The following is a 26,306-nucleotide window of genomic DNA, read 5'->3' on the forward strand; positions in this document are numbered from 1 at the left end:
CCCGGCTCAATCAGCAAATGGGGTCCCGGCTCGATCAGCAATCGGGATTCTCACTCATGCCGGCGGACGGCACACGCAAAGCTGCGAGCGCCATCGCCGACAGCAACTCCCGTAGTCGATCGGCGGGGAAGGCGGGGAGCCTCGGGGACGAGTTGAGCAGGCCGAACATGGCGTGCACCCGCACCCGGGCCTCGTCACGGTGCAGCGAGATCTCGTCGTTCTCGGCGCTCAGCGCCAGCACCACGTCCACCCAGCGTTCGACGTACAGCCGCTGCAGTCGCCGCACCTCGTGATTGGCGGCGGGCGTCATCGACGTCAGGTCCCGGTCCTGCACGGCGATCAGATCCGGTTTGGTGACCAGCACATCGATGTGGAAGGCGATCAGCGCGTCGAGGGTCTGCGCCGCGGGCAGACCCTGATCGACCACCGCGGCCCCACCGTCGTGCAGGCGGCGGCTGATGTCGAGGAGCATCTCGTCGAGCAACTCGACCTTCGACGCGAAGTGCCGGTACATCGCCGGACCGCTGACACCCGCGGCACCGCCGATGTCCTCCAACCGCACCCCGGCGAATCCGCGCTCGGCCATCTGCCGGGCCGCCGCGGTGAGCAGCTCGGCGCGACGGGCGGCCTTCGCGGCCGACCGCTTGGTGACCGGACGTGCCGGATCGGTGGTGTCAGGCGCGGGGCCGTCGGCGGAGTTCGATGCGGTGGACATGGTGATCTTGGACTCTACCGGCACCGATCCGACGGCCCGCTCGGATCGGCCGCCCGGCGATCACCAGCCGTCGATGTGGAGCACGTCGTCGAGCGGTTTGCGGCCGGCGGGTTTGAAGTCGGTGCCCACGGTGTAGGCCACCGGCAGCAACACACCCTGGTGGATTCCCTTCGGGATGCCGAGCAGCTCGGCGATCTCCTTCTCGTAGGCGAGATGCAGCGTCGTCCATGCCGAACCGAGGCCGCGGGCCCGCAATGCCAGCGACAGGCTCCACGCGCCGGGCAGCAGCGACCCCCACACCCCGGACTGGTTGCCCGCGGGCAGATCGCCACCGGTGTAGATCGCGCCGATCACCAGGACCGGCACCTCCCCCATCACGTCGGCGAGGTACTGCGCGCTCGACGCGACCCGCTGACCGGTCTCGTCACGCGGCGCCTGGTTCTGGGAGTACACCGCGAACGAGCGCGCGTAGTACTCGCCGACCTTCCGCTTGAGCTCCGGGTCGGTGAGCACGATCCAGTGCCACGTCTGGCTGTTGCTGCCGGTCGGCGCCTGCAAAGCCACCTCGAGGGCCTCGCGCACAATCTCGAGCGGCACCGGGCGTTCGAGGTCGAGCCGTTTACGCACCGACCGTGTGGTGGTCAACAGCTGGTCGGGGTCGAGGGGCAAGAGCTCGGCCATGGGACTCCTTCGGGAAGAGCGTTGCGTCAGGTCATCGGTGGCGCGCCCGGCGGGCGAGCCAGTTGCCAAAGTACTGCCCCACCTGCACCAGGATGACCAGCAATGCGATCACCACCACCGTGAGTTTCCAGTCGAACTGCTGGTAGCCGTACTGGAAGGCGAAGTCGCCGAGGCCGCCGCCGCCGACATAGCCGGCCATCGCCGACATGTCGACGATCGCGACGAAGATGAAGGTGTAGCCCAGGACCAGCGGGGCGAATCCCTCCGGCACCACGATGGTGACCAGCGTGCGCAGCCTGCTCGCACCGGCGGCCCGGGCGGCCTCGACCACCCCGGGATCGACCGACACCAGGCTCTGTTCGACGACGCGGCCGATCACCACCATCGCCATCAGGGTCATCGGGAAGATCGCCGCCTCGGTACCGATCCGGGTACCCATCACCGCCTTGGTGAGCGGGGCGATCGCGGTGATGAAGATGATGAACGGAATGGGCCGGATGATGTTGACGACCACGTTGAGCCCGTTGAAGATCCACGTGTTGGACCACAGATTCCCCGGACTGGTCGCATACAGCACCACACCGATCACCAGGCCCAGCAGACCACCGATCAGCAGGGTGACGCCGACCAGTTCGAGGGTCTCCCAGATCGCCTCGATCAGCAGCGGCCGCAGATCGTCGTCGAAGACCCGCAGGAATCCGCTGTCGGCGGCCAGCACCGTCGTCGCGCTCATGACGCCACCGCCTCGTGGACGACGACGCCTGCCGCCGAACGGCTTCCGGCGAGTACCTCGGTCACCCCGGCCGGGTCACCGGTCAGTTCATAGGTCAACGCACCGAAGGGACGGCCACCCAGATCGACGATGCCGCCGTGGATCACCGACGCCGCCGCCCCGTGGCGGACCGCGAGTGCGGGCAGATCGAGCTGGTCGGGGGTGTCGCGGATGTCCACCGTGACGAGCCGGCCGGGGTGGCGGTCACGCAGCACGGCCAGCCGCTTCTCGTCGGGAGTTCCGGCGACGGCATGCCGCACGAGTCCCCGGGTCACCTCCGAGTTCGGTCGGTCGAAGACGTCGTACACGTCGCCGTGATCGACGAGCCGGCCGCCCGAGAGCACCGCGACCCGACTGCACACCTCGCGGACCACATCCATCTCGTGGGTGATCACCACGATGGTGGTGCCCAGATCGGAGTTGATGCGCCGCAACAGTTCCAGGGTGTCGGTGGTGGTCTGCGGATCGAGGGCGCTGGTCGCCTCGTCGGCGATCAGGATCGACGGCGAGGTGGCCAGGGCCCGGGCGATGCCCACGCGCTGCTTCTGTCCACCCGACAACGCGGCCGGCCACGCCTTGGCCTTGTCGGCGATCCCGACGAATTCCAGCAACTCGGCGACCCGCTCGCGGCGCCGGGCCGCGGGCACCCCAGCCACCTGCAGCCCGAAACCCACGTTGCCCTCCACGGTTCTGGAGTTGAACAGGTTGAACTGCTGGAAGATCATGCCGATCTGGGTGCGCAGTGCGTTCAGTTCCTTCTCGCGTGCACCGCCGTGATCGCGGCCGTGTACGAGAACCCTTCCGCTGGTGGGGCGTTCGAGTCCGTTGATCAGACGGGCCAGCGTCGACTTGCCGGCCCCCGACGGCCCGATGACGCCGACGATCTCACCGGCACCGATCCGGAGCGTGACCCCGTCGAGCACCGGATCGGCGTGCTTGCCGAAACGCTTTCCGACATCCTGGAATTCGATCGCCACACCGTCGGACGGGGCCACCGCCCCCGGCCGCTCAGGAGCCATCTGCCTTGACGGATGCCTCGAGCTCGGTGAGGGTCTGCTGCAGCTCCGACGCCGGGTTGTCCTTGATCACACCGGCGTCACCCAGCGATTCCTTGACCGCGGCGATGACCTCGGGATCGTGGTAGATCTGCACGAGCTTGGCGTAGGTCTGGTTGTCCTTGTCGGCGGCACGGGCGACGAAGGCGTTGATGTAGGGGCGCGCGGCAGGGGCGTTCGGGTCGTCGGAGGCGATGACCTCCTTGGCCGTCAGACCTGCCGAGGTGGCGTAGTTGTTGTTCACGATCGCCGCGGCCACGGAGTCCAGGTTGGCCGCGGTCTGCCCGGCGTCGACGGCGACGACCTTGACCTTGGATCGGCTCTGGTCGATGTCGGCGAGGGTGGAGAAGGGGCTGCCCGGTGTGGTCAGCGTGATCAGTCCGGCCTGCTCGAGCACCAGCAGTCCGCGGGCCTGGTTGGTGGGGTCGTTGGGGATGACCACCTGGGCACCCTGCGGGATGTCGGCGACGGCCTGGTAGCGCTTGGAGTACAACGGCAGCGGGTAGACCGCGGTGGCGCCGATCGGCACCAGGTCCTGGTTGTTCTTGACGTTGTAGGTGGCCAGGTACAGCAGGTGCTGGAACTCGTTGAGATCCAACTCGCCCTCGGCCAGTGCGGGATTCGGCTGGTTGTAGTCGGTGAAGTTGACCAGCTTCACGTCGATCCCCTGGGCGGATGCCTTCTCGGTGAACACCTTCCAGTACGACTCGGAGGCGTCGGCGACACCGATCTTGATCGTCGACGAATCGTCCCTGCCACATGCGGTGAGCAGGGTTCCGGCGAACACCACCATGAGCAGGACTGCGAGAATGCGCGAACGCACGATGACCTCCAAGGAGTCGGATGACGACATCTCGGACGCTAGCCCTGCCGGGGCCGGTCACCGAACCACCCGTCGGCCTCCCCCGGGCCGGTCACCGCCCCGACCTGCACCGACTCGGCTCGTCGGGGTTTGAATCCCGGCGAGCGAAAGTCCCCGAACACCGGCAGGCCGGTCAGCTCCGGGTGAACTCGACCGAGGTCTGCCCGTCGGTGGCGGTGATGGTCGTGGGGCCGACGGTCAGTGTCCACGGCTGTGACCTGCACTGACCGTAGGTGACGGTGGTGTCCACGGTCACGGTGTCACCGTCGCGGGACTTCTGCGTCCAGGTGGCGCCGCACGCACCCTGGACGTCGAGGGTCGCGAGGAACGGATCGTCGCCGACGACGAGCAGGTGCGCCTCTGTGGTCTTGCCGTCGACCTGCCAGTCACCACGCCACTGTCCCGACAGGGCACCCGATGCGGGCACCGCCACCGACGACGACTCCGACGACGCAGCGCTCCCGTCGTCGGAACTCCCGCAGGCTGCCACCGCACCGGCCATACCCGCCGCCACCAGCAGCATCGCGCCCCGGCGCGCCCAGTGGCCCCGACGTGCCGTACCCGTTCGTGTCACACCCATGTCCGCCCTCTTCCCTGCCGCAACGTCGCCGGCGAATCCTACCGTCGTCACAACAGTCCGTGACGATCGAGGTGCTCGATCAGGCCGGTGGTCAGAGGTAGCGCGCGCATCTCGTCGGGGGTGAACCATCCGGCGTCGGCGGCGTCGTCCGCGGCGGTGACGTCGGTGCCCAGCGGGGTGGCCAGGAAGTCATGGACCTCGAAGACCACGTCGTCGCCGTCGGGGATGTCGACCACCCACACCCGCCGGCCCACCTCGATGTCGACTCCGGTCTCCTCGGCGATCTCACGGATCACCGCCTGCTCCAGCGTCTCCGCCGGCTCCACCTTGCCGCCGGGGACCGTCCAGCACCCGGCCTGCGGGTCCCGCGCCCGCTGAACCAACAGGAACCGCCCGGCGTCGTCGCGCACGATCGCACCGACGGCGAGGATACGGCGGGTCATCTGCCCATCCCCTTACGCGGTGGCCGGTGCCCGCCGTTGTTCCTCTCCGGCAGCCGAATCCGGGCTGTCGGCAACGGCGCCGCGATGTCCGACAGCGCCTGGCCGATCGCCGCGCGCAGCCCGGCGGCCGGCACCACCGTGTCGATCACCCCGACACCGGCGAGTTCGGTGGCCAGAATGTGTTGGCGTGCGGCCAGTTCGGCGGCGTGACCGGTGTCGTGATGCACGATCAGACTGGCGCCTTCGGGTGGTAGCGGCGCCAGCCACGCATCGTCGGCGGCAATCCGGTGATCGGCGGGAAACAACGCGAGCGCCGCTCCCCCGGCCCCCTGACCGGCCAGTACCGACACCGTCGGGGTGGGTAGTGCGACGAGTTCGGCCGTACACCAGGCGATCTCCCGGGCCACCCCCTGCTCTTCGGCATCCGCCGACAGTTCGGCGCCGGAGGTGTCGATCACGGTGACCACGGGCAGCCGCAGATCCTTCGCCAGGGCGAGTCCGCGCCGGGCCAGGCGCAGGTCCGCGGGTCCGATCGCCCGCCCCGCCCGCTGCACCTCGGCGTCCTGTCCGATCACGACCGCGGTGTGGGAACCGAATCGGCTCAGCGCCAGCAGGATCGGTCCGTCGTCGGCGAGGATCGCGGTCTGACCCCCGGCCAGCAGCGCACGGACGCCTGGGCGTCCGGGGAGTCGCGTGGCGGTGACCGCCGCCCATGCCGACCCCGCACCCCGGGCGGGCGACTGCGCCGCCACAGATTCCACCACAGCGGATTCCGCAACCACAATGCGCTCTGCGGCAGGTTCCGGCACCCGCGGATCCGCCGGTCCGGCCAGCAGTCCCAGCACCTGTGCGAGCCGTGCGCGCACCTCGGCGGTCGGTACCACCGCGTCCACCAGCGCATGCCGGAGCAGGTTCTCCGATCGCTGCACCCCCGCCGGTACCGGTTCCCCGGTCAGTCCCTGCACCACCCGGGGACCCAGAAAGCCCACGAGCGCATCCGGTTCGGCCCATGTGACCTGCCCGAGAGATCCCCACGAAGCGAACACCCCGCCGGTGGTGGGGTGGCGCAGATACACCAGGTACGGCAGATGGGCGGCCCGGTGGTCGAGTACCGCGGCACTGATCGCGGCCATCTCCAGGAATGCCGGGGTGCCCTCCTGCATGCGGGTGCCGCCCGAACACGGGAACGCGAGTACCGGTAGCCGGTCGGCGGTGGCCCGACGGATCGCGGTGGTGATCCGATGGCCGGCGGCCCGGCCGATCGACCCGCCGAGAAAGGAGAAGTCCCCGACGACGAGAACCGCGGGCACACCGTCGATCTCGGCCCGTCCGGTACGAACCGACTCGTCCCCGCCGGACTTCTCCGCGGCCCGCCGCAGATCTTCGGCATAGGGCCGATCGGTCACCGCGGCAACCGCACCGGGGTCGTCCCACGACCGCCAGGTGCCGTCGTCGACCACCGCCGTGATCAGCTCCACCGCCGACAGCCGTGCCGCGGTCACCGCGAGTACACCACCCGGGTCCGTACGATCAGGTCGGCCAGCGAGCGGCGTCGGCGGTCCACGGCCACCCACAGCAGGCCCACGGAGAAGAACACGCACAGCAGGGCCCGCAGCAGTGCGACCGGAAACCGCACGCGCGGTTTGCCTTTCCGGCTCACCAGCCGCAGTCCCATCACCACGTCGCCGAGTGTCCGGCCCGAGACCGCCCAGCACGAGGTCAGGTACACCACCGAGATCCCGATGAACCCACCGGCGGTGAAGAAGTAGTTCACGTTGGGAAGAGTGAAGGCGTGCACCTGGATGATCAGCCGCGCCAGCAGCGCACCGAGGTAGAACATCGTCATGATCGTGACCACCACGAGCAGGTCGATGAACCCAGCCATCACCCGGCTCACCACACCGGCGGTGCGATCGGTGTCGCGGGGTGGTACATGGTGGGCCGCATGATGTTCGGAAGGCACATGCCGCGACTCAGCCATCGGTGGGCTCCAGCGCCTCGGCACGCGCCTGCGCCACCTTGCGCCGCAGGATCCGGTTGACCAGATCGGCGACCGCATCGTCGGCACGTTCACTGGTGCCGCGTACGTCCTCCACCACATCCGAGGTCACCGAGGTACTGGCGTCGCGGATGATGCTCGGCAGGTCCACCCCGTCGATGATGTCGTCGGCCAGACCGATCAGATCGATCCGCGCGATGATCTCGTCGATGCTCACCCGTGCGACGATGTCGTCGACGTCGACCCGGTCGATGATCGCCGCGATGTCGACCCGGTCGATGATCGCACCCACGTCGACCTTGCCGATGATGGCGTCGATGTCGAGGGCGTCGACGATCAGGCCGAGGTCGAGACGCCCGATCAGCGCATCCAGATCGATCTGTGTGAGCAGCGCGTCGAGGTCGAGCCTCGCCAGCAGCGCGTCCAGATCGACCCCCGCGAGTACGGCGTTCAGGTCGACGGCGCCGATCACCCGGTCGAGGTCGATGTTGTCGACGATCAGGGAGGTCATGTCGATCGATCGGGTGAAGGTCTCGACGACGGTGCGGATGGTGACCGTCAAGGATTCCTGCGTCATGGCCACGGCCGCCCCGGCGATCTGGCCGGGGAGTCCGAGCAGGGCCGCCACCGGTCCCCGCGAGCGCTGGTCGTTCACCGAGAAAGTATCTCACGGGTGTCAGGTCCGACGGTCGGGTTCGGATGCCGGCACACGAGCGTTCTCCTGCGCCAGACGCGGCGGCAGGCACATACTGGGGCGTCTGCCGACCAGGACGGGGTGAGTCGCATGACCACGAGTACCGCACGCAATTCGGGCTTCGTCGTGATGGTGCTGGCCGCCGGGCAGTTCCTCATGACCCTCGACAGCTCGGTGATGAACGTGTCGATGGCGACCGTCGCCGAGGACGTCGGCACCACGATCACCGGCGTACAGACCGCGATCACCCTCTACACCCTGGTGATGGCGACGCTGATGATCACCGGCGGCAAGATCGGCGGGATGATCGGGCGACGCCGCGCCTTCGGTGTCGGGCTGGTGATCTACGGCGCCGGGTCGCTGATCACGGCGCTGGCACCGAACCTGCCCGTCCTGTTGCTCGGCTGGTCCCTGCTCGAGGGCATCGGTGCGGCGCTGATCATGCCGGCCATCGTGTCCTTGGTGGCCTCCAATGTCGGGGCCGAAGGACGCACCGCCGCTTACGGTCTGGTGGCCGCCGCCGGCGCGATGGCCGTGGCGGTGGGCCCCTTGCTCGGTGGCACGCTGACCACCTTCGCCTCGTGGCGGTGGGTGTTCGTCGGCGAGGTGGTGGTGGTCGTCGTGATCCTGCTCGCCCTGCGGACCGTCGTCGACACCCCACCCACACCGGGACACCTCGACGTGATCAGCGCGCTCGCGTCGATCATCGGCCTCGGCATGATCGTCTTCGGTGTGCTGCGTTCGGGCGAATGGGGGTGGGTGCGGCCCACGCCGGGCGGGCCGGAGATCCTCCGGGTGTCGCCGACGATCTGGCTGGTCGGCGTCGGCATGGTGGTGATGTACGGATTCGTGCATCGGCAGGCCCATCTCACCGAGACCGGCCGGGAACCGCTGGTCGACGTGAGCCTGCTGCGCAATCGGCAGCTGACCGGTGGCCTGACGATGTTCTTCGCCCAGTTCACCGTTCAGGCCGGGGTGTTCTTCACCGTCCCGCTGTTCCTGTCGGTGGTCCTGGAACTGAGCGCATTGGGTACGGGCGTACGCATCCTCCCGCTGTCGATCGCGCTCATCGCGGCCGCCATCGGAATCCCGAAGCTCTGGCCGCAGGCGAGTCCCCGGCGGGTGATCCGTCTCGGCCTGTTCTCGATGGTGATCGGGGTGGGACTGCTGGTGGCCGGGATCGATCCCGGCGCGAACGCCGCGGTCGTGCTCGTCCCGATGCTCTTCCTCGGGCTCGGACTCGGGGCGTTGTCGTCGCAGCTCGGTGCGGTCACGGTGTCGGCGGTCGACGACGACCACAGCACCGAGGTCGGCGGATTGCAGAACACCGCAACCAATCTCGGCGCGTCACTCGGTACCGCACTGATCGGCTCGGTACTGATCGCCACCCTGACCTCCTCGGTGCTCTCCGGGATCGACGACAATCCCGCCGTCCCCGCCTCGGTCGCCGAGCAGGCCACCACCGAACTGGCGTCCGGGGTGCCGTTCGTCTCCACCACCCAGTTGCACGAGTCGTTGGCCGAGGCCGGGGTCACGGGTTCGGCGGCCGACGCGATCGTCGAGGTGAACGCCGATTCCCGGCTGATGGCCCTGCGGGTGGCGCTGAGTGTGTCGGCCCTGCTGGCGATCGCAGCACTGTTCGGTACCGGACGCATCCCGCAACGGGCACCGGGAGCGCCGTCCACCCCGACTGCGGGCAAGGGCCGCTCCGACGACGATCAGGACCCGTGACGCTCACGACCGCGCACGGGGCCAGGCGACCCGCCACAGCCGACGCCACTGCAGGTGTGTGACCGGTGTGACGCCCGGGCGCTCACGGGGAACGCGGACCCGCAGGACGCCGGGTTCGATCTCGCACCGCACCGGCGTCCGGAGTTCCAGCGCCTCACCGTCGACACCCACCGGGATCGTCGCCCCGTCCCCGTCGACCACCACCGTGCCCGCAGCATGCCGGGTGATGTCCTCGGTGTGCCGGGCGCCGAAGATCCCCAACGCGGTGCGGGCACCGGTGACCGACACGGTGATCACACCGAGCACGCCGGTGTCGAGGCGGTCGCGGCGGGTCATCGCGACCGGACCGCCCCGCCCATAGGGATTGTTGCTCACCAGGATCGCGTGCGGGCCGGTGATCACCGAGTCGCCGGCCCGCACGACCAGATCGGTGCGGTCGTCGGCCACCAGGTCGGGCAGCATCGTGATCGCGGTGCTCGTCTTGGCGTCGCGGTAGCCGTCGGATTCCACGATCTCCGCATAGACGCCGAACGATGCGTTGTTGACGAAGCGACGGCCGTTGATGCGCCCCAGATCGACGCGGAGTTCCACACCGTCGGTCAGTGCGTCGAGGCATCGCGCCGGGTCGTCCCGGTCGAGGCCCAGGTCGGCCGCGAAATGGTTGCGGGTCCCCGCGGTGATCACCATGAACGGCACCCCGTGGTCGGCGGCCACGCCCGCCACCAGCGCCTGCGTGCCGTCCCCACCGGCCACGCCGAGCAGATCCGCGCCGCGGGCGAGGGCATCGCGGGCCAACCGGGTCACGTCCTGCACGCCGGGGCCCTCGAGCAGTGCCACCTCGGCTCCGAGTTCCTCGGCTCGGCGCACCAGATCGAATTTCTCCACCTTGCCGTCACCCGAGTGCGGGTTCATGATCAGGAACGGATGCCCGACGGCTGCGGCCGGTAGTTCCGGCATTCCCGGCACGGTGTCGACGCGCAGGGCACAGCGCGCGCAGACCACTGCGACCACGCCCGCCGCCGCGGCGGCGATCACCTCGACGAGCAGGCCCGTCCAGATGAACGCCACTCCCACGACGCCGATCGCGACAACAACGAGAAAAGCTGCGGCCCAACGCAACACACCGCCGCGAGTCACGAACCAGAATGCCGCACAGATCGCCACCACCGCACAGATCACGGTGATCACCAGCAGACCGATCGCACCCCACGCCCCGGCCACGGCGATCAGGAACACCCCGATCCCACCCAGGATCAGCAACGATGCCCGTGCCGCCCAGCGTCGGCGCGGATCGTTCCGGGTCGACGGCAACTCCTCTGCCATCCGGTCACGGTACTGCGTGCGGCACCGGGACACGAGGCGGTTGACGACGGCACCGGTGTCCCGCAGCCGATCTCCTACGCACCCCGAACGACCGGCCAAGACGCCTCCGCCGGCCACCGCCGCTGTCTAGACTCGAACCGAACAACCGATCCCGCGACCGGGTCACCGAGGAGCCGCGGTGACCGAGATCCTGCACTCGGCGGTCTCGTCGTCGCCTCACCGGCGCGGCGCCGCGCTCTCGACGGCCCCGCACCGCGCGCCATCCAGGTGACCTGCGCGCCCCGGGGCGTACCTCACGCTTCACCACCGGTCACATCCGAGGAGAACACCATGAACGACCGACTGACATTCGCCGACGAAGAGTTCGACGGACAGTTCATGCGCACCCTGCAGGCCGCCGCGGTCGGCGCCGCCGATCTCGGTGAGGCGTTCACGACGGCCCGCGCCATCGGCAACCGCTACCGACCCGAACGGTGGCACCGGCACTGGCTGGATCGGGCCGAGTCGCTGCGCGACATCGCCGAACGTGCCCACGTCGCAGGGCATCTGGTCTCGGCCCAGCAGGCCTACCTGCGGGCGAGCGAGTACTACCGGCAGGCCTACTTCTTCCTCCGTTCCGATCTCGACGACCAGCGTCTGCGCGATGCCTATCAGGCACACGCCCACACCTTCGCCCAGGCGATGGAGTTGCTCGGGCACACCGGCAGTCCCGTCGTCGCCGAGGCCGTCACCATCCCGTATGCGGCGGACAACGGTGTGCGCGTGGGTGTTCACGCATGGATGTTCCGGCCCGGTCCCGAGACCGAGGGCCGGCGGCGGCCGACGATCGTGATGCCGTGCGGCTACGACTCGACCGCCGAATCCGGGTGGGGCTTTGCGCAGGGGGCACTCGCGCGCGGATACACCGTGCTCAGCGTCGAGGGCCCCGGGCAGGGAGCGTCACTGGTGGTCGATCGCCTCTACTTCCGCCCCGACTACGAGGTGGTGTTGTCCCAGATCGTCGACTGGCTGGTCGAGGTGCCCGATGTGGACACCGCACGGATCGCCGTCGTCGGCCGGTCATTCGCCGGATATCTGGCCCCACGCGGGGTGGCCGGAGAGCCGCGGGTGGCGGCATTGGTGTGCGATCCCGCGCAACCCGACATGGGGGCGAAGATCCCGGTGGGATGGCGAGGCCGGGTGGCGGCGCCGCTGATGACCGCACTGACCAGGATCAGCCGCGAGCGGGCCGAGTTCTTCGGATCCCGGATGGCCTGCCACGGTCTCACCGCCATCGCGGACTACTTCGCCGAGCTCCGGAAGTTCACGCTCACCGACCGCATCCACGAGATCGCCTGTCCCACGATGATCGTGGAGTCCTTCGGCGATCCGGTGGGCGGACACGGACGGATGCTGTTCGACGCACTCACCGCACCCGGGAGCGTCTATGTCGACCCCGACCCGGCCACCGGGATCTCGGGCCATTGCGGCGGACTCGGCCAGATGGCCTGGGACGCGACGGTGTATGACTGGCTCGACGAGACCCTGGCCGCCGGGGTCCGGCCCGCGGCCACGACCCGGGACGCACACCGATGAGCCCGCAGCGAAACACCGGGGTCGCTGTCTAGCAGCAGGTCACCAACGTGGACCGCAACGCGTCCAACGCCTCCGCGTTCGCCGCGTGATACACGTTCATCCCCTGTCGCCGCGAGCTCACCATCCCCGCCTTGCGGAGTTGCCCCAGATGATGGCTGGTCGTCGACTCCGCCACGCCCACCGCAGACGCCAGATCACACGTGCACATCTGCCCCTGGTCGGAGGTCAGCAGGATCGACATCAGCCGCAGGCGTACCGGATCGGCAAGCGCCTTGAGCCGCAACGCTATCTCCAGCGCCGCCGCGTCGTCGAGCGGCGCAGCCGAGACCGGCGCACAACACACCGGTGCGGACAGATCGATGACGGGCAGCGCCTTGGGCATGTTCCCACCTTACCGACCATTTGACATATGTCGCAAAGGTACGTACACCGGAGGCGTCGGTGATTCGACATATGTCACATACCTGGAGGTTGGGATGTCTCGTCTGCAGTTGGCCCTCAACGTCGACGACCTGGATGCCGCGGTGCGGTTCTACTCGTCGCTGTTCGCCGTCGAACCGGCAAAACTCAAGCCCGGATACGCGAACTTCGTGGTCTCGGACCCGCCGGTGAAGCTGGTGCTGATGGAGAATCCCGGCAAGGGCGGGTCGATCAACCACCTGGGCGTGGAGGTCGAGTCCTCCGACTCGGTGTATGCCGAGATCATCCGACTGTCGCAGGCGGGATTGCTCACCGAGGAAGAGATCGGCACGACCTGTTGCTTCGCCACCCAGGACAAGGTGTGGGCCACCGGGCCGGACCAGGAGAAGTGGGAGATCTACACGGTGCTGGCCGACTCGGAGTCGTTCGGCGTCGGCCGGAACCAGTTCGCCACCGACCAATCGGCCACAGCGACATCGTGTTGCGGCGGTGGCGCCGCCGCCGAGCAAGCATCGGCCACGCCGCCCGCCTGCTGCTGACCGAGGTTCAGGACGAGACGTCGGTACCCAGACAGGCGGCCAAGGCGCTGATCCGGGCGGCGATGTCGTCGCGGATCAGCCGCATCCGCTCGACGCCGTCGATGCCACACACCGACGGCTCGTCGGTGTCCCACACCTCGACCCGCACCCCGTCGGGTGGATCGATCCGGGCCGCGGTACCGATCGCGACCACCAGGTCCGCCGCACGCATCATGTCGTCGGTGAGTTGTCGGGGCCGGTGGCCGTAGATGTCGACGCCCACCTCGGCGAGAACCTCTGCCGACATCGCATTGACCGTGTCGTCCACCTTCGCGATCGTTCCTGCCGACGACGCCTCGAACACCGTCGCGTGCTGTCGGGAAAGCCCTTCGGCCATCACTGATTTCCCGCGATTGCTCACACACACGAACAACACCTTCGGCACCGCGGTCGCCGTCTCCTCACCGTGCATCGGCGGCTCCTCCGCTCGTCTCCTGGGCGCCCCGACCTGCCGCGACAGGAAACCGGGAACGCAGCGCCAACGACACATAGACGAGACCGACCAGCACCGGGACCTCGATCAGGGGGCCGACCACACCGGCGAGCGCCTGTCCCGAACTCACCCCGTACGTGCCGATGGCCACCGCGATCGCCAGCTCGAAGTTGTTGCCGGCCGCGGTGAACGCCAAGGTCGTGGTCCGCTCGTAGCCCATCCCCGCCAGCGCACCGATCAGGTATCCGCCGCCCCACATGATCGCGAAGTACGCCAGCAGCGGCAGCGCGATCCGCGCGACGTCCCACGGGCGGGAGGTGATCTGATGGCCCTGGAGGACGAACAGGATCACGATCGTGAACAACAACCCATACAGTGCCCACGGCCCGAGGCGCGGCAGCAGGGTCGACTCATACCAGCTGCGCCCCTTGACCCTCTCCCCGATGCGCCGGGTGAGGAACCCTGCGAGAAGCGGGATTCCGAGAAAGACCAGCACCGATTTCGCGATCTCCCACGGCGAGGTGTCGATGGTGGTCTGATCCAGTCCGAGCCGGCCGGGCAACACCGACAGATAGAACCAGCCGAGCACCGCGAACATGATCACCTGGAACACCGAATTGATCGCCACCAGTACAGCGGCGGCCTCGCGGTCCCCGCACGCGAGGTCGTTCCAGATGATCACCATCGCGATGCACCTGGCCAGCCCGACGATGATCAGCCCGGTCCGGTACTCCGGCAGGTCGGGCAGCATCAGCCAGGCCAGCGCGAACATCACCGCCGGTCCGACGATCCAGTTCAGCAACAGCGAGCAGACCAGGAGTCTGCGGTCACCGGTGACGGTGTCGAGTCGGTCGTAGCGAACCTTCGCCAACACCGGATACATCATCACCAGCAGTCCGATCGCGATCGGCAGCGAGATCCCGTCCACGGAGACCGCAGAGATCGCCGTGTCCACACCGGGCACCAGCCGCCCCAGACCGAGGCCGACAACCATCGCCACACCGATCCACACCGGCAGGAACCGGTCGAGTACCGACAGCTTCCCGACGACGGCATCACGACCGGCGGCCACCGCCGAAGCGCCCGTCACCGCCCGTCCTCACAGACTGATCCGATCATCGACGCCTCATGATCGATCAGAAAGAACGACGAGAGTCGTTGCAGCACAGACGGAACAACCCGGTAGTACACCCATGTCCCACGACGCTCGGACTCGAGAAGCCCCGCTTCGCGCAGCACTCGCAGATGATGGGAGATCGTCGGCTGCGTGACATCGACACCGGACGATATATCGCAGACACACGCCTCACCGCCGACGTGACTGGCAACCGAGCTCAGCAACCGCAGCCGCACCGGATCGGCGAGCGCCTTGAACAGTGGCGTCAGCATCGCCGCGTCGGCCGCCGACAGCGGCTCGGAGGACAAGGGAGCACAGCACGCCGCCGGGTCATGTATCGACATATGTCTATATTGACAGACACCGATACAGCGCCGGGCCAGAGCCCGGTGGCGACAATGGAGGACGCGGGTCGGCGGTTCCCGGGTACCGATGAGTTCTGAGGACCGGTCGAGTCGATACCTCGGACACCACACCACACCGTCAAGGAGCAGTCATGTCCGGCACCTACCGCGTGACCCGAAGTACCACGATCGCCGCACCCGCCGCCCGGATCTACCCGCACATCGTCGATCTCCATCGCTGGGTCGACTGGTCCCCGTGGGAGGATCTCGACCCCGCGCTGCAGCGCACGTACTCCGGCGCCGAGCAGGGGCCCGGCGCCCGGTATGCGTGGTCGGGCAACCGTAAGGCCGGCGCCGGTGAGATGGAGGTCGTGGACGCGACCCAACCGTCACGCGTCTCGATCCGCGTCCGCTTCGAGAAGCCGATGCGTTCGACGAGCACCAGCACCTTCGACATCGCCGAACACGACGGCACCTCGGTGGTCACCTGGACGATGACCGGCGACCACTCGGTGTTCAGCCGGATCGCCGCCCCACTGGGACTGTTCGACCGGATCCTCGGCAAGGACTTCGAGAAGGGACTGAGCCGGCTCGCGGACACCACGACCCGGTAGACGCGCGCACCGCCGAGCCCGACCCCCTGGACAGACAAGAACTCCCACCGACCCCGGATCGCGGGGTGGGTGGGAGTTCTCGATCTACGGGTCTGGTGTCAGAGCTTGTCGAAGAGCTCGCGAGCCAGCTTGGCGGTCTCGGACGGCGTCTTGCCGACCTTCACGCCCGCGGCCTCGAGGGCTTCCTTCTTGGCCTGCGCGGTGCCCGAGCTGCCGGACACGATGGCGCCGGCGTGGCCCATGGTCTTGCCCTCCGGCGCGGTGAAGCCCGCGACGTAGCCGACGACCGGCTTGGAGACGTTGGCCTGGATGTAGTCGGCGGCACGCTCCTCGGCGTCGCCACCGATCTCACCGATCATGACGATCAGCTTGGTCTCCGGGTCCTTCTCGAACGCCTCGATGGCGTCGATGTGGGTGGTACCGATGACCGGGTCGCCGCCGATGCCGATGGCGGTGGAGAAGCCGAGGTCACGCAGCTCGTACATCATCTGGTAGGTCAGGGTGCCGGACTTGGAGACCAGTCCGATCGGGCCCTTGCCGGTGATGTTGTTCGGCGTGATGCCGACCAGTGCCTCACCCGGGGTGATGATGCCGGGGCAGTTCGGGCCGATGATGCGGGTCTTGGCGCCCTTCTCGACGTTGTAGGCCCACGCGTACGCGGAGTCCTGCACCGGGATGCCCTCGGTGATGACCACGAGCAGCGGGATCTCCGCGTCGATGGCCTCGATGATGGCGTCCTTGGAGAACTTCGGCGGGACGAAGGCGATCGAGGTGTCGGCCCCGGTCTCCTTCATGGCCTCGGCGACCGAGGCGAACACCGGCAGCTCGACGGCGTTGCCGTCGGCGTCGACGTGCGACACGGTGGTGCCGGCCTTGCGGGCGTTGACGCCGCCCACGACGTTGGTGCCGGCCTTGAGCATCAGGGCGGTGTGCTTGGTTCCCTCACCGCCGGTGATGCCCTGGACGATGACCTTGTTGTCCTTGTTCAGGAAGATCGACATTGGCTCTACCTCACTTGCTCGCCAGTTCGGCGGCCTTGTCGGCGCCGGAGTCCATGGTCTCGGCGAGCGTCACCAGCGGGTGGTTGGCATCGGCGAGGATCTTGCGGCCTTCTTCGACCTTGTTGCCGTCGAGACGCACGACGAGCGGCTTGTTGGCCTCGTCGCCGAGCTTGGCGAGCGCACCCACGATGCCGTTGGCGACAGCGTCACAGGCGGTGATGCCACCGAAGACGTTCACGAAGACGCTCTTGACCTGCTCGTCGTTCAGGATGACGTCCAGGCCTGCGGCCATGACCTCGGCCGAGGCGCCGCCACCGATGTCGAGGAAGTTCGCGGGCTTGACGCCACCGTGGTTCTCACCGGCGTAGGCGACGACGTCCAGGGTCGACATGACCAGACCTGCACCGTTGCCGATGATGCCGACCTCACCGTCGAGCTTGACGTAGTTGAGGTCGTTCTCCTTGGCCTTGAGCTCCAGGGGATCGGTCGCGTCGCGATCCTCGAACTCCTCGTGGCCGGGCTGACGGAAGTCGGCGTTGGCGTCGAGCGAGACCTTGCCGTCGAGGGCCAGGATCTGATCGTCAGGGGTGCGCACCAGCGGGTTCACCTCGACCAGCAGTGCGTCCTCGGCGACGAAGACCTCCCAGAGCTTCTGGATGGTCACGGCTGCGGCGTCGAGCACCTCGGCGGGCAGGTGACCCTGCTCGGCGATGGAGCGCGCGAACGCCAGATCGACACCCTTCACGGCGTCGACGGCGACCTTGGCCAGACGCTCGGGCTTGGTCGCGGCGACCTCTTCGATCTCCATGCCGCCCTCGACCGAGCACATGGCCAGGTAGGTGCGGTTGGCGCGATCGAGCAGGAAGGAGATGTAGTACTCCTCCGCGATGTCGCTAGCCTCGGCCACCAGCAGCTTCTTGACGATGTGACCCTTGATGTCGAGACCAAGGATGTTTTCGGCGTGGGTCTGCGCGTCGTCAGGGGTTGCGGCGAACTTCACGCCGCCTGCCTTGCCACGTCCGCCGGTCTTGACCTGTGCCTTGATCATCACAGGCTTGCCGATTTCTTCGGCGATCGCCCGTGCGTCGGCGGCAGTGTCGGTCACCCGCCCGGGTGTGGTGGGAACCCCATGCTTGGCGAACAGTTCCTTCGCCTGGTATTCGAAGAGATCCATTCAGCTCACCATCTCGTAGATTTTGCCGGCCCTCGGTGGATGTAACGCGGGCCATATCGGACTTTAAACCTGCCCCCCGATCGCCTTGACAGAACCTCCGATCCTTGTGCGACAGATCACTCGCTCGGCAGGCGATACGGCACCTTACTCGCCGGTCAGGCGGCATTTCGGCCCCGATCTCGCCCCGAAATGCCGAGAATTTGCCATAGAATAGTGTCGATTGCCACCAGTACGAGGACTGTCACCATTCTGTGACTCAACTCACAACTTAGGCCATTTCGCCGTCTGAACGTTGGACTTGCCGCAATCATTTCGTTACCGTCGGCATGCAGTCGCGGGTCGTCACGGACCACCAGACGCCGGGTTCCGACCCGGATCACAGGTCCCGCCAACGCCGGCCCCGAAGCGCACGAACGAGATGAGGTGAACGACTTGGCGGGACGTGGATACCCGGGCGCCGAAGAGCTGACCACCATCATCCCTGTCATCACCGATGAGGTCGACGAGCGCTACGACTGGGACAACGACGACTGGTCGACCCGCCGCCGGACACCCACCGCCGAGATCACCCAGGACATCCTGATCCCCGAGGGTGAATTCGATCGGTACCGCCACGAGGCCCCGTTCGATGTCGACGGCGCACACCTCGACACCTACACCGAGCCCGACGAGCACGTCGGCGAGGTCACCGAGACCCCCGAGTTCGACTTCACCCGACGTTCCGCAGGCGCACCCGTCCGGTCGCGCGGCAAACACCGCATCGCCGCACCGCCGCACGCACTGCGTGGCGGACGTGCCGCGCTCGTCGCCGTGGCCGCAGGTGCCGCACTCGCCGCCGCCGCACATGTCGGCACCTCCGACAACACCCCCACCGGCGCACCGGTTCCGGCAGCCAATGTCGGCGACGCCGCACCGGCCGTCGACACCGGCCCGGGCGTCGCGATGTCGGCGTCGGACCAGGACACCAGCATGTACAGCGACCAGCTGGTCGTCGGCAAGCAGCTCGCAGCCGCCGAGGCCGCCCGCGAGGCCGCCGCCAGCCGCCCGCTGTTCGCCACCCCGATCGACTTCTCCAAGCCCGGTTGCGCATTCACCTCGCTGTTCGCCAACCGCTGGGGCAGCTTCCACGGCGGCATCGACCTCGCCTGCCCCCTGGGCACCCCGATCCACGCCGTCACCGATGGTGTCGTGATCAACGCCGGTCCCGCGTCGGGCTACGGCAACTGGGTACAGGTACGCGCCGACGACGGCACCGTCACCATGTACGGCCACATGTCCTCCTCCGGTGTGCTGGTCCAGAAAGGCCAGCACGTGACCGCCGGGCAGACCATCGCCCTGGTCGGCAACGAGGGCTTCTCCACCGGACCGCACCTGCACTTCGAGGTGTGGAAGAACGGTGTCACCAAGATCGACCCGGCACCCTGGCTCGCCACTCACGGCATCAAACTGCCGTCGTACGGCGGATAAGCCCGGCCTCGGCTGACCGATGGTCGGCACCGCAACCCCTCTCGATGGTTGAGCAGGACGACCCCGCCCAGCGAGGCCGACCGGCCGTCGAAACCCGATGACACACACATGTGCGCAACCACATCCGACGTCGGCCGACAGAGGTTTCGACACGGGTCCTCGCTCCGCTCGGTCCCGGCTCAACCACCGTGCGCCACAACCACTGTGCGCCGCAACCCCTCTCGATGGTTGAGCAGGACGACCTCGCGCAGCGAGGCCGACCGGCCGTCGAAACCCCGTGACACACACTTGTCCGCAACCACATCCGACGTCAGCTGACAGAGGTTTCGACACGGGTCCTCGCTCCGCTCGGTCCCGGCTCAACCACCGTGCACCGCTTATTCTTTTAGCCGGGCTACCGTGAGACCAACCGCCGTGCGCCACAACCCCCCTCAGGGGTTGTGGCGGCCGCCGAAGCCCGGGTGGATCGCGCTACAGCTTCTCCCCTGGCAGACCACCCAGGGTCATGAACGTCATACGGCCGACGCCGCCACCGAAGTCGAAGGTGACGCGCTCGGTGGGACCGTTGCCCTCCTTCGCGATGGCCTTGCCCAGACCGTACTTCGGATGGTTCATCCGCTCACCGATCTCGTAGTTCACCTGTTTGTTGCGCCCACGGTTGGGATCGGAGGAGTACGACGCCCGGCCGAGTCCCCGACCGGAATCGCTGCGCGCGGAGTCACCGCGGCCGAACACCCCACCGGAGGAACCGTGGCCACGGCCCGACCGACGGCGCTCGGTCTGACGCCATTCGATCAGATGCTGCGGGATCTCCTGCAGGAAACGGGATTCCGGATTCGACACCGGCTGACCCCAGGATGCACGGGTGAGCGCACGGGTCAGGTACAGCCGCTGCTTGGCGCGGGTGATGCCGACATAGGCGAGTCGCCGCTCCTCGCTCAGTTCGTTCGGATCTCCGAGGGCACGCATGTGCGGGAAATGCCCGTCCTCCCAACCGGTCACGAAGACCACCGGGAACTCCAGGCCCTTGGCGGTGTGCAGCGTCATCAACGTGACCACACCCTCGCCCTCGTCGGGCAACTGGTCGGCGTCGGCGACGAGGGCCACCTTCTCGAGGAAGGCCGCGAGCGAACCCGGCTCGGGCTCCCCCTCGCGCATCTGCTGCTCTTCCTCGTCGAGCTCGGCTGCCGCCTCGGCGGCCTCGAGACTGAATTCCCGTGCCACCGAGATCAACTCGTTGAGGTTGTCCAGGCGGGCACCGTCCTGCGGGTCACTCGAACCCTCGAGCTCGGCGCGGTACCCGCTGCGGTCGACGATCGCGTCGACGAGTTCACCGATGTCGGCGGCCTCCTCGGTCGCATCGATCACGGCGGTGTCGGACTCGGCCTCACCCTCCGCCGCGAAGGTCACCAGGAAGTCGGTGCGCAATCCCTCGATCAGGTCGACGAATCCGCCGATCTGCTTGACCGCACGGGTGTTCAGCAGCGCCACCTGACCGGCCGCACCCTCCACCAGCGCCTGGTAGAACGAGATCCCCCGGTTCTCCGAATGGACGGCCACACAGGCCTCGGCACGATCACCGATACCACGTCGGGGGGTGTTCAGGATGCGACGCAGACTCACCGAATCGTCCGGGTTGGCCACCACACGCAGGTACGCGACGATGTCGCGCACCTCCTTGCGCTCGTAGAACTTGGTCCCGCCGACCACCTTGTAGGGGATGCCGTGCCGGACGAAGACCTCCTCCAGCGCACGTGAGCCGGTGTTGGTGCGGTAGAACACGGCGACGTCGCCGTAGGTGTTGCTCTGGGCGCCGCCGATGGTGTGGTCGGTGAGCCGTTCGATCTCGGTGGCCACGAACATCGACTCGTCGCGATCGGACTCGGCGACGAACCCGACGATCAGCTCGCCGTCACCGGAATCGGTCCACAGACGCTTCTCGCGCCGGTTCGGGTTCTGCGCGATCACCGCGTTCGCCGCCGACAGGATGGTCTGCGTCGAGCGGTAGTTCTGTTCCAGCAGAATGGTTTCCGCGTTGGTGAAGTCGCGCTCGAACTCTTCGATGTTGCGGATCGTGGCACCACGGAACGCATAGATCGACTGGTCGGCGTCACCCACCACACACAGCTCCGACGGCGGCACACCGGTGTCGGGAGAACCGGAGCCATCCGCGGCGGTGTCGAGACCGACGAGTTCGCGGATCAGCACGTACTGCGCGTGGTTGGTGTCCTGGTACTCGTCGACCATGACGTGACGGAACCGACGCCGGTAGTACTCGGCCACCTCGGGGTGACGTTGCAGCAGGGCGACGGTCTCGCCGATCAGGTCGTCGAAGTCGAAGGCATTGCCCGCCCGCAGCCGCCGCTGGTACTCGCCGTAGATCTGGGCGATCGTGCGCGCGGTGGGCTCGTCACCGGCATCGGTGAGTGCCTGATCGGGGTCGATCAGTTCGTTCTTCAGATTCGAGATGCTCACCGCCACCCCGCGAGGCGCGAACTTCTTGGGGTCGAGCTGCAGATCGCCGATCACCATCCCGAGCAGACGCTTGGAGTCGTCGGAGTCGTAGATGGAGAAGTTGGAGTTCATCGGTGCCAGCAGCGCCGACTGGGCGCGCAGGATGCGCACACAGGTCGAGTGGAAGGTCGACACCCACATGAACGATGCGCGCGGACCGACCAGCGAGATGACACGCTCGCGCATCTCGGCGGCGGCCTTGTTGGTGAAGGTGATCGCCAGGATCTGTCCCGGCGTCACATCCCGGGCGGCGAGCAGATAGGCGATCCGCCGGGTGAGCACAGAGGTCTTACCCGATCCGGCACCGGCCACGATCAGCAGCGGCGGACCCGAATGCACCACCGCCTCACGCTGCTGCGGGTTGAGCCCGTCGAGCAGACGGGCGACACGGTCGTCGGCGGGACTCCCGGCGGCATCGACGGGACGCGCCGACACAGACTGGGCCGGGCGGCGGGAAGCGGGGTGAACAGAACTGGTCATCGGTATCTCAGGCTACCCCGGGACCCCGACAGCCCCGGACGCGCCGGAACCCGCTGTGGAACGATCCGACGCGTCATTCGTTCGCGTCGGCAAAGGTGTCCCGCGCGGGCGATGTCGTGTTTAGTGTTGATCAGCCGCCGTGCAGCGACCACCGAGGAAACGAGCCATGACGAACTCGACGAAGGTTTTTGCCCTGCTGTTGTCCGCAATCGGCGCCGTGGCGGTGATCGTCGCCCTGGTGCTGTCGTTCATCCCGTGGAGTGCGTCGGGAGCCGCAGAGGCGACACCGGCGTTCCGCGCGCAGTCCAGTCTCGACCAGGTGGCCTTCCAGTACGGCAGCAGCCCCGGCGCCCGCTACAACGGGACCCTCGTCCAGAAGTACGGCAGCTCCACCGAGACCTACCAGCTCAGCGACCTGACGGTCACCCTGTCCAACAATGCGTCGGGCCAGGTCACCGTCGACGGCCAGCGCGCCGACTACACCCAGATCGGCAACTACGGCTTCGCGAAGGGGCCGACCGCCTTCTGGCAGAAACTGCTGTCGGCCGACACCCTGAAGGATGTCGACCTCGCCCCGTTCGACAATGTGTGGGCCAGCGCCGAGTGGGCCATGCCGTCGCTGGGCTCGATCCTGTCCCCGCAGATCATGGCCGGTCGCATCGGCAACGCCGACCTCGTGTCGCCGCCGACCCTCGGCGCCGAGCTGGCCGCACCGAACGCCAACACCCCCGACGCCCGCTTCTGGCCGACCTCCGACCCGCCGATCGAGACACTCGCCGAGAACAAGGTGCGCGCAGGCAAGTGGGAGATCACCTTCGACCCGTCGACCAAGGCGATCACCCACATCAAGGGCGAGTACGCCACCCCCAGTGGCCGGACCACCTATCAGCTCGACACCGACGTCACCCCGCTGCCGGTGGACCAGCTCAACTCCGTGTTCGACGGCCAGCGCGGGCTGACCACCCAGCTCGGCTCGGTCCCGGCCCCCGGCATGCTGCTGGAGAACCTGCCCAACGCCCGGCTCGGCATCCTCGACTGGAAGCAGACCGGCGACTGCACCAACGTCGCGTGCGGCTACGACTTCACCGTGTCGGGCACCCCGCAGAACAACGACGACGCCGTTCCCGGGCACGTCAACTACGGCCTCACGATCAACTTCGCCGTCAACTCGCAGCCGGCCGGTGCGGTCGGCGGGACGTGTACGCCGGTGGTCCGCGTCGACTTCGGCCGCACCGGCAGCACCCGGTGTGTCGCGACCAACCTCGGTGCCGGCGGCGGCTCGATTCGCCCCAACGTGAAGCTGACCTATCTGCCGTTCCTGGACTACGGCACCGAAGACCTGGCCGACTATCTGAAGTCCAACGTGGAGGCCACACAACGCCAGTTCACGATGCAGCGCACCGGCACCAAGCGGCCCGACGCCGCGAGGTACAACTTCTACATCGCCGGCCTGCCGAGCAGTTATGTGATCAAGCGCGGTGACTACCTGTTCGACGGCTACGGTCCCCGTGGCGCCTATCTGGTGGCCTTCGCCCCCGGCTATTCCGACCACGTGACCGGCACCACCTTCGACCCGTCCTGGTCGGGCACCGCCACCCTGCGCGACCAGATGACCAAGCAGGCGTCGGCCGCCGGTGACGGCCGGATCGTCTACTACAGCCCCGAACAGAAGACGGTCGACGCCCTCAAGGCGATGGTGATCCAGGCCGGCCTCGGCGACAAGATCACCGTGTACCTGGCCGAACAGGAGAGCTGAGGCGCCCGGCCACCGGACTTCACCCGCCGAGCAGGGCGGCGTCGACCACCTCACCGACACGACCCTCACCGGTGTGCAGGGCGAGCCCGGCGGTGATCGGCCGGACGTGGACGGCGGTCCCGGAACCGTCGAGCTGCACATAGACCGCGTGCAGTCCGGCGGTGACCGGCACCCGGATCGGGCTCCCGCCGTCGAGGGAGAACTCGACCTCGCCGGACCGGTTGGCGCAGTAGGTCAACGCGAGGGTCCACCGCCAGCGCAGCAGCGGACCGTCGAGGCGCAGGTCGGCGGGACCGGTCAGCTCGGGCCGTGCGCAGGTCCCCCGGCCCGCGACGATCGTCCGTTGCGGGGTGACCGCGCCGGCGGTGAGGTTGCCCGCGGGGTCGAGCACGTTGAGCCGATCGGTCCACCCCCCGAACTCGGGGCGGTCGGAGACCCGACCGAAGGTGTGGCTGATCTGGTTCTCCGGGAAGGCCACCGGCAGCAGCACCTCCAGCGGCAGTTGCTGATCGAACATCCGGTGATCGCGATTGGCCGCGAGCGCGCGCGTGGCGTTGTCCAGATACGGCCCGGTGGGGTCGTCGGTCCACGACGACTGGTACGACGCCAGCGACAGCATCGACGACGCGAACAGGACCGCGCCGACGAGCAGACCGGCCGGCACGGCCAGCGCCGTCATCGGCGACTCGGAGGTGTCGTCGACGCGCGCGTGCCGTGGTGCGGCCGGCACATCGCGGCGCGCGGGCGCACCGATGATCAGCGCCGCGGCGAGGGTCAGCACCAACGCGGAATCGGGCAGGTAGCGCATGGTCTGGGCGAGTTCCAGTGCGGTGTTGGCCGACGACCGGTTCCACATCACCGGGATCTGCGCCACCACCACGTAGAGCGCCGCACAGATCAGCACCGCGATCGCACCGGTCCGCAGACGCACCGCCACCACCACCAGGGCGGCCGCCAGCACCCAGCCCGCCACGATCATCCAGACCGGCGCGAAACCCATCGGCGGGCTCGGCACCCATCGTTGCCAGTCCCACGGACCACCGACCAGCGACGGCACCACGGCGTTGTCGATCGACCGCCACACCAGATGTGCGGTCTGCGAGATCGAGTGCTCGCCGGCGGTGGCGTCAGAGATCGAGACGAACGCCAGCGCCCACGCGACAAAGACGATGCCGAGCACCGTCCACAGCCGACGGCCCCGGACGAAGGCCACGGTCAGCGGCGGCCGATCGGAGAACCGCGCGGCGAGCACGGCGGCGGCGAACGCCACCGGCAGGATGAACAGCGACTTCTCGAAGAACGCCAGCGCCACCACGAAGACCACGGCCGACCGGATGACGATCAGGCGGGCGCGCCGCGGGTCGACGTCGCCGCGCACCAGGATCACCGCATCGGCGACGATCCAGGCCATCGCCGCCTGCATCGGCAGCGTGTTCAGCCCGGCCGCCCACCACACGAAACCCGCCACCGTCATCGGAGTGAACAGATAGAACGCCAGCGCCCCCAGCGCGGCGAGATCACGCCGGGAGGTGGTCCCGTCGGCCGCAGGCGGCACGACGGTGCGGATCATCCGCCACACCGCCAGGGACGCAATCGCCTGCAGCACCACCAGGGTGGCCGCCGGCAACGCCCAGGTGACCGGGGCGAGCACGGTGGAGACACCGGCCACCAGGAACGCGGCCGGCATGAAGTGCCCGTCGTGTGAGTGCCCGAGGAACTCCCACGACAGGATCGGCTGCGTGGACGCGCGGCCGATCAGGATCAGGTCGTCCCAGTAGAAGTTCCCGGTGCCCGCCAGCCATCCGCGGATGACCAGTTGCGCCACGATCAGCGCGATCGCCACCAGGACCGGCACCGACGGCGCGACCAGGGCCGATCGCCACGGCGATGCCGTCTCCGAGGCCGATGGTCGGTCGCAATGATCGGGTGTGGACGGCACCGTCCGCGGGCTGGGCATGGCCACCAGTGTCCCCGGCCC

General features: G+C 68.0%; 25 protein-coding genes. 6 read left to right on the forward strand and 19 right to left on the reverse strand.

What is annotated here, in order from left to right:
• Positions 1-34: 34 nt before the first annotated feature.
• From GD1_RS14755 to GD1_RS14800, 10 genes are all read right to left on the reverse strand, one after another.
• A complete protein-coding gene (locus GD1_RS14755) occupies positions 35-715 on the reverse strand; it encodes a TetR/AcrR family transcriptional regulator (protein WP_059037869.1) in 681 nt (226 codons plus the stop codon).
• Between the two features lie 60 nt (positions 716-775).
• The gene (locus GD1_RS14760; protein ID WP_020792824.1) at positions 776-1,396 is read right to left on the reverse strand and encodes a nitroreductase family protein; all 621 of its coding nucleotides are present in this window, start codon (positions 1,394-1,396) and stop codon (positions 776-778) included.
• A 31-nt stretch (positions 1,397-1,427) separates the two neighbouring features.
• Positions 1,428-2,129, reverse strand: coding sequence for a methionine ABC transporter permease (locus tag GD1_RS14765; RefSeq protein ID WP_053776891.1), 702 nt, complete (start codon positions 2,127-2,129; stop codon positions 1,428-1,430).
• The gene (locus tag GD1_RS14770; RefSeq protein ID WP_059037840.1) at positions 2,126-3,187 is read right to left on the reverse strand and encodes a methionine ABC transporter ATP-binding protein; all 1,062 of its coding nucleotides are present in this window, start codon (positions 3,185-3,187) and stop codon (positions 2,126-2,128) included. The genes GD1_RS14765 and GD1_RS14770 overlap by 4 nt, the downstream gene beginning before the upstream one ends.
• On the reverse strand, positions 3,177-4,046 hold the full coding sequence (locus GD1_RS14775) for a MetQ/NlpA family ABC transporter substrate-binding protein (protein WP_059037871.1): 870 nt from the start codon (positions 4,044-4,046) through the stop codon (positions 3,177-3,179). The genes GD1_RS14770 and GD1_RS14775 overlap by 11 nt, the downstream gene beginning before the upstream one ends.
• A 172-nt stretch (positions 4,047-4,218) precedes the next feature.
• Positions 4,219-4,665, reverse strand: coding sequence for a hypothetical protein (locus GD1_RS14780; RefSeq protein ID WP_157079492.1), 447 nt, complete (start codon positions 4,663-4,665; stop codon positions 4,219-4,221).
• A 47-nt stretch (positions 4,666-4,712) separates the two neighbouring features.
• Positions 4,713-5,108, reverse strand: coding sequence for an NUDIX hydrolase (locus GD1_RS14785; RefSeq protein ID WP_059037844.1), 396 nt, complete (start codon positions 5,106-5,108; stop codon positions 4,713-4,715).
• A complete protein-coding gene (locus GD1_RS14790) occupies positions 5,105-6,610 on the reverse strand; it encodes a carboxyl transferase domain-containing protein (protein WP_059037846.1) in 1,506 nt (501 codons plus the stop codon). The genes GD1_RS14785 and GD1_RS14790 overlap by 4 nt, the downstream gene beginning before the upstream one ends.
• On the reverse strand, positions 6,607-7,089 hold the full coding sequence (locus tag GD1_RS14795; RefSeq protein ID WP_059037848.1) for an RDD family protein: 483 nt from the start codon (positions 7,087-7,089) through the stop codon (positions 6,607-6,609). The genes GD1_RS14790 and GD1_RS14795 overlap by 4 nt, the downstream gene beginning before the upstream one ends.
• A complete protein-coding gene (locus tag GD1_RS14800; RefSeq protein ID WP_020792895.1) occupies positions 7,082-7,762 on the reverse strand; it encodes a hypothetical protein in 681 nt (226 codons plus the stop codon). The genes GD1_RS14795 and GD1_RS14800 overlap by 8 nt, the downstream gene beginning before the upstream one ends.
• 129 nt (positions 7,763-7,891) lie before the next feature.
• Here GD1_RS14800 and GD1_RS14805 point away from each other — a divergent pair, with 129 nt between their 5' ends.
• A complete protein-coding gene (locus GD1_RS14805; RefSeq protein ID WP_059037850.1) occupies positions 7,892-9,532 on the forward strand; it encodes an MFS transporter in 1,641 nt (546 codons plus the stop codon).
• A 3-nt stretch (positions 9,533-9,535) separates the two neighbouring features.
• On the opposite strand, the gene GD1_RS14810 is transcribed toward GD1_RS14805, so the two are convergent.
• Positions 9,536-10,855, reverse strand: a complete 1,320-nt coding sequence (locus GD1_RS14810) for a diacylglycerol/lipid kinase family protein (protein WP_059037873.1) — start codon at positions 10,853-10,855, stop codon at positions 9,536-9,538.
• A gap of 330 nt (positions 10,856-11,185) precedes the next feature.
• On the opposite strand from GD1_RS14810, the gene GD1_RS14815 reads away from it, so the two are divergent.
• Positions 11,186-12,430 (forward strand): alpha/beta hydrolase family protein, encoded by a 1,245-nt coding sequence (locus GD1_RS14815; protein ID WP_059037852.1) that lies wholly within the window; start codon positions 11,186-11,188, stop codon positions 12,428-12,430.
• 28 nt (positions 12,431-12,458) lie between these two features.
• Here the strand turns inward: GD1_RS14815 and GD1_RS14820 are convergent, their stop codons facing one another.
• On the reverse strand, positions 12,459-12,812 hold the full coding sequence (locus GD1_RS14820; RefSeq protein WP_020792730.1) for an Rv2640c family ArsR-like transcriptional regulator: 354 nt from the start codon (positions 12,810-12,812) through the stop codon (positions 12,459-12,461).
• Positions 12,813-12,906: 94 nt separating this feature from the next.
• Here GD1_RS14820 and GD1_RS14825 point away from each other — a divergent pair, with 94 nt between their 5' ends.
• A complete protein-coding gene (locus tag GD1_RS14825) occupies positions 12,907-13,389 on the forward strand; it encodes an ArsI/CadI family heavy metal resistance metalloenzyme (protein WP_059037854.1) in 483 nt (160 codons plus the stop codon).
• Between the two features lie 7 nt (positions 13,390-13,396).
• Here the strand turns inward: GD1_RS14825 and GD1_RS14830 are convergent, their stop codons facing one another.
• Genes GD1_RS14830 through GD1_RS14840 form a run of 3 tightly spaced genes read right to left on the reverse strand, consistent with a single transcriptional unit; the run spans position 13,397 to position 15,322 of the window.
• Positions 13,397-13,840 carry an arsenate-mycothiol transferase ArsC gene (locus GD1_RS14830; protein WP_059037855.1) on the reverse strand — a complete coding sequence of 148 codons (444 nt, stop codon included), beginning with the start codon at positions 13,838-13,840 and terminating at the stop codon, positions 13,397-13,399.
• Positions 13,830-14,951: an ACR3 family arsenite efflux transporter gene (arsB, locus tag GD1_RS14835; RefSeq protein ID WP_244882750.1), complete on the reverse strand. Its 1,122-nt coding sequence runs from the start codon at positions 14,949-14,951 to the stop codon at positions 13,830-13,832. The genes GD1_RS14830 and arsB overlap by 11 nt, the downstream gene beginning before the upstream one ends.
• Complete coding sequence (locus GD1_RS14840) at positions 14,948-15,322, reverse strand: ArsR/SmtB family transcription factor (protein ID WP_053776897.1); 375 nt, start codon at positions 15,320-15,322, stop codon at positions 14,948-14,950. Before GD1_RS14840 ends, arsB begins: the two co-directional genes overlap by 4 nt.
• A gap of 152 nt (positions 15,323-15,474) precedes the next feature.
• Here GD1_RS14840 and GD1_RS14845 point away from each other — a divergent pair, with 152 nt between their 5' ends.
• Positions 15,475-15,936, forward strand: coding sequence for an SRPBCC family protein (locus tag GD1_RS14845; RefSeq protein WP_020790869.1), 462 nt, complete (start codon positions 15,475-15,477; stop codon positions 15,934-15,936).
• Positions 15,937-16,034: 98 nt separating this feature from the next.
• Here GD1_RS14845 and sucD read toward each other — a convergent pair whose 3' ends face one another.
• Both sucD and sucC read right to left on the reverse strand, forming a co-directional pair.
• On the reverse strand, positions 16,035-16,937 hold the full coding sequence (sucD, locus tag GD1_RS14850; protein WP_020790863.1) for a succinate--CoA ligase subunit alpha: 903 nt from the start codon (positions 16,935-16,937) through the stop codon (positions 16,035-16,037).
• A gap of 10 nt (positions 16,938-16,947) precedes the next feature.
• Complete coding sequence (gene sucC, locus GD1_RS14855; RefSeq protein ID WP_020790868.1) at positions 16,948-18,111, reverse strand: ADP-forming succinate--CoA ligase subunit beta; 1,164 nt, start codon at positions 18,109-18,111, stop codon at positions 16,948-16,950.
• A 423-nt stretch (positions 18,112-18,534) separates the two neighbouring features.
• On the opposite strand from sucC, the gene GD1_RS14860 reads away from it, so the two are divergent.
• On the forward strand, positions 18,535-19,578 hold the full coding sequence (locus GD1_RS14860; protein ID WP_244882752.1) for a M23 family metallopeptidase: 1,044 nt from the start codon (positions 18,535-18,537) through the stop codon (positions 19,576-19,578).
• 471 nt (positions 19,579-20,049) lie between these two features.
• Here GD1_RS14860 and GD1_RS14865 read toward each other — a convergent pair whose 3' ends face one another.
• On the reverse strand, positions 20,050-22,572 hold the full coding sequence (locus tag GD1_RS14865; RefSeq protein WP_059037857.1) for a UvrD-helicase domain-containing protein: 2,523 nt from the start codon (positions 22,570-22,572) through the stop codon (positions 20,050-20,052).
• Positions 22,573-22,738: 166 nt separating this feature from the next.
• On the opposite strand from GD1_RS14865, the gene GD1_RS14870 reads away from it, so the two are divergent.
• Positions 22,739-24,328, forward strand: a complete 1,590-nt coding sequence (locus GD1_RS14870; protein WP_053776900.1) for a hypothetical protein — start codon at positions 22,739-22,741, stop codon at positions 24,326-24,328.
• Between the two features lie 19 nt (positions 24,329-24,347).
• On the opposite strand, the gene GD1_RS14875 is transcribed toward GD1_RS14870, so the two are convergent.
• On the reverse strand, positions 24,348-26,285 hold the full coding sequence (locus GD1_RS14875) for a hypothetical protein (protein ID WP_238403520.1): 1,938 nt from the start codon (positions 26,283-26,285) through the stop codon (positions 24,348-24,350).
• Positions 26,286-26,306 lie beyond the last annotated feature (21 nt).

This window comes from Gordonia desulfuricans NBRC 100010 (assembly GCF_001485495.1).
GTDB lineage: Bacteria > Actinomycetota > Actinomycetes > Mycobacteriales > Mycobacteriaceae > Gordonia > Gordonia desulfuricans.

Coding starts and splice junctions, on each gene's coding strand:
- sucD (WP_020790863.1), bottom strand. CDS start 16,937: ATGTCGATCTTCCTGAACAAGGACAACAAGGTCATCGTCCAGGGCATC.
- GD1_RS14870 (WP_053776900.1), top strand. CDS start 22,739: ATGACGAACTCGACGAAGGTTTTTGCCCTGCTGTTGTCCGCAATCGGC.
- GD1_RS14755 (WP_059037869.1), bottom strand. CDS start 715: ATGTCCACCGCATCGAACTCCGCCGACGGCCCCGCGCCTGACACCACC.
- GD1_RS14820 (WP_020792730.1), bottom strand. CDS start 12,812: ATGCCCAAGGCGCTGCCCGTCATCGATCTGTCCGCACCGGTGTGTTGT.
- GD1_RS14825 (WP_059037854.1), top strand. CDS start 12,907: ATGTCTCGTCTGCAGTTGGCCCTCAACGTCGACGACCTGGATGCCGCG.
- GD1_RS14830 (WP_059037855.1), bottom strand. CDS start 13,840: ATGCACGGTGAGGAGACGGCGACCGCGGTGCCGAAGGTGTTGTTCGTG.
- GD1_RS14805 (WP_059037850.1), top strand. CDS start 7,892: ATGACCACGAGTACCGCACGCAATTCGGGCTTCGTCGTGATGGTGCTG.
- GD1_RS14875 (WP_238403520.1), bottom strand. CDS start 26,285: ATGCCCAGCCCGCGGACGGTGCCGTCCACACCCGATCATTGCGACCGA.
- GD1_RS14780 (WP_157079492.1), bottom strand. CDS start 4,665: ATGGGTGTGACACGAACGGGTACGGCACGTCGGGGCCACTGGGCGCGC.
- GD1_RS14795 (WP_059037848.1), bottom strand. CDS start 7,089: ATGGCTGAGTCGCGGCATGTGCCTTCCGAACATCATGCGGCCCACCAT.
- GD1_RS14840 (WP_053776897.1), bottom strand. CDS start 15,322: ATGTCGATACATGACCCGGCGGCGTGCTGTGCTCCCTTGTCCTCCGAG.
- GD1_RS14760 (WP_020792824.1), bottom strand. CDS start 1,396: ATGGCCGAGCTCTTGCCCCTCGACCCCGACCAGCTGTTGACCACCACA.
- sucC (WP_020790868.1), bottom strand. CDS start 18,111: ATGGATCTCTTCGAATACCAGGCGAAGGAACTGTTCGCCAAGCATGGG.
- GD1_RS14770 (WP_059037840.1), bottom strand. CDS start 3,187: ATGGCTCCTGAGCGGCCGGGGGCGGTGGCCCCGTCCGACGGTGTGGCG.
- GD1_RS14845 (WP_020790869.1), top strand. CDS start 15,475: ATGTCCGGCACCTACCGCGTGACCCGAAGTACCACGATCGCCGCACCC.
- GD1_RS14765 (WP_053776891.1), bottom strand. CDS start 2,129: ATGAGCGCGACGACGGTGCTGGCCGCCGACAGCGGATTCCTGCGGGTC.
- GD1_RS14815 (WP_059037852.1), top strand. CDS start 11,186: ATGAACGACCGACTGACATTCGCCGACGAAGAGTTCGACGGACAGTTC.
- GD1_RS14785 (WP_059037844.1), bottom strand. CDS start 5,108: ATGACCCGCCGTATCCTCGCCGTCGGTGCGATCGTGCGCGACGACGCC.
- GD1_RS14865 (WP_059037857.1), bottom strand. CDS start 22,572: ATGACCAGTTCTGTTCACCCCGCTTCCCGCCGCCCGGCCCAGTCTGTG.
- GD1_RS14810 (WP_059037873.1), bottom strand. CDS start 10,855: ATGGCAGAGGAGTTGCCGTCGACCCGGAACGATCCGCGCCGACGCTGG.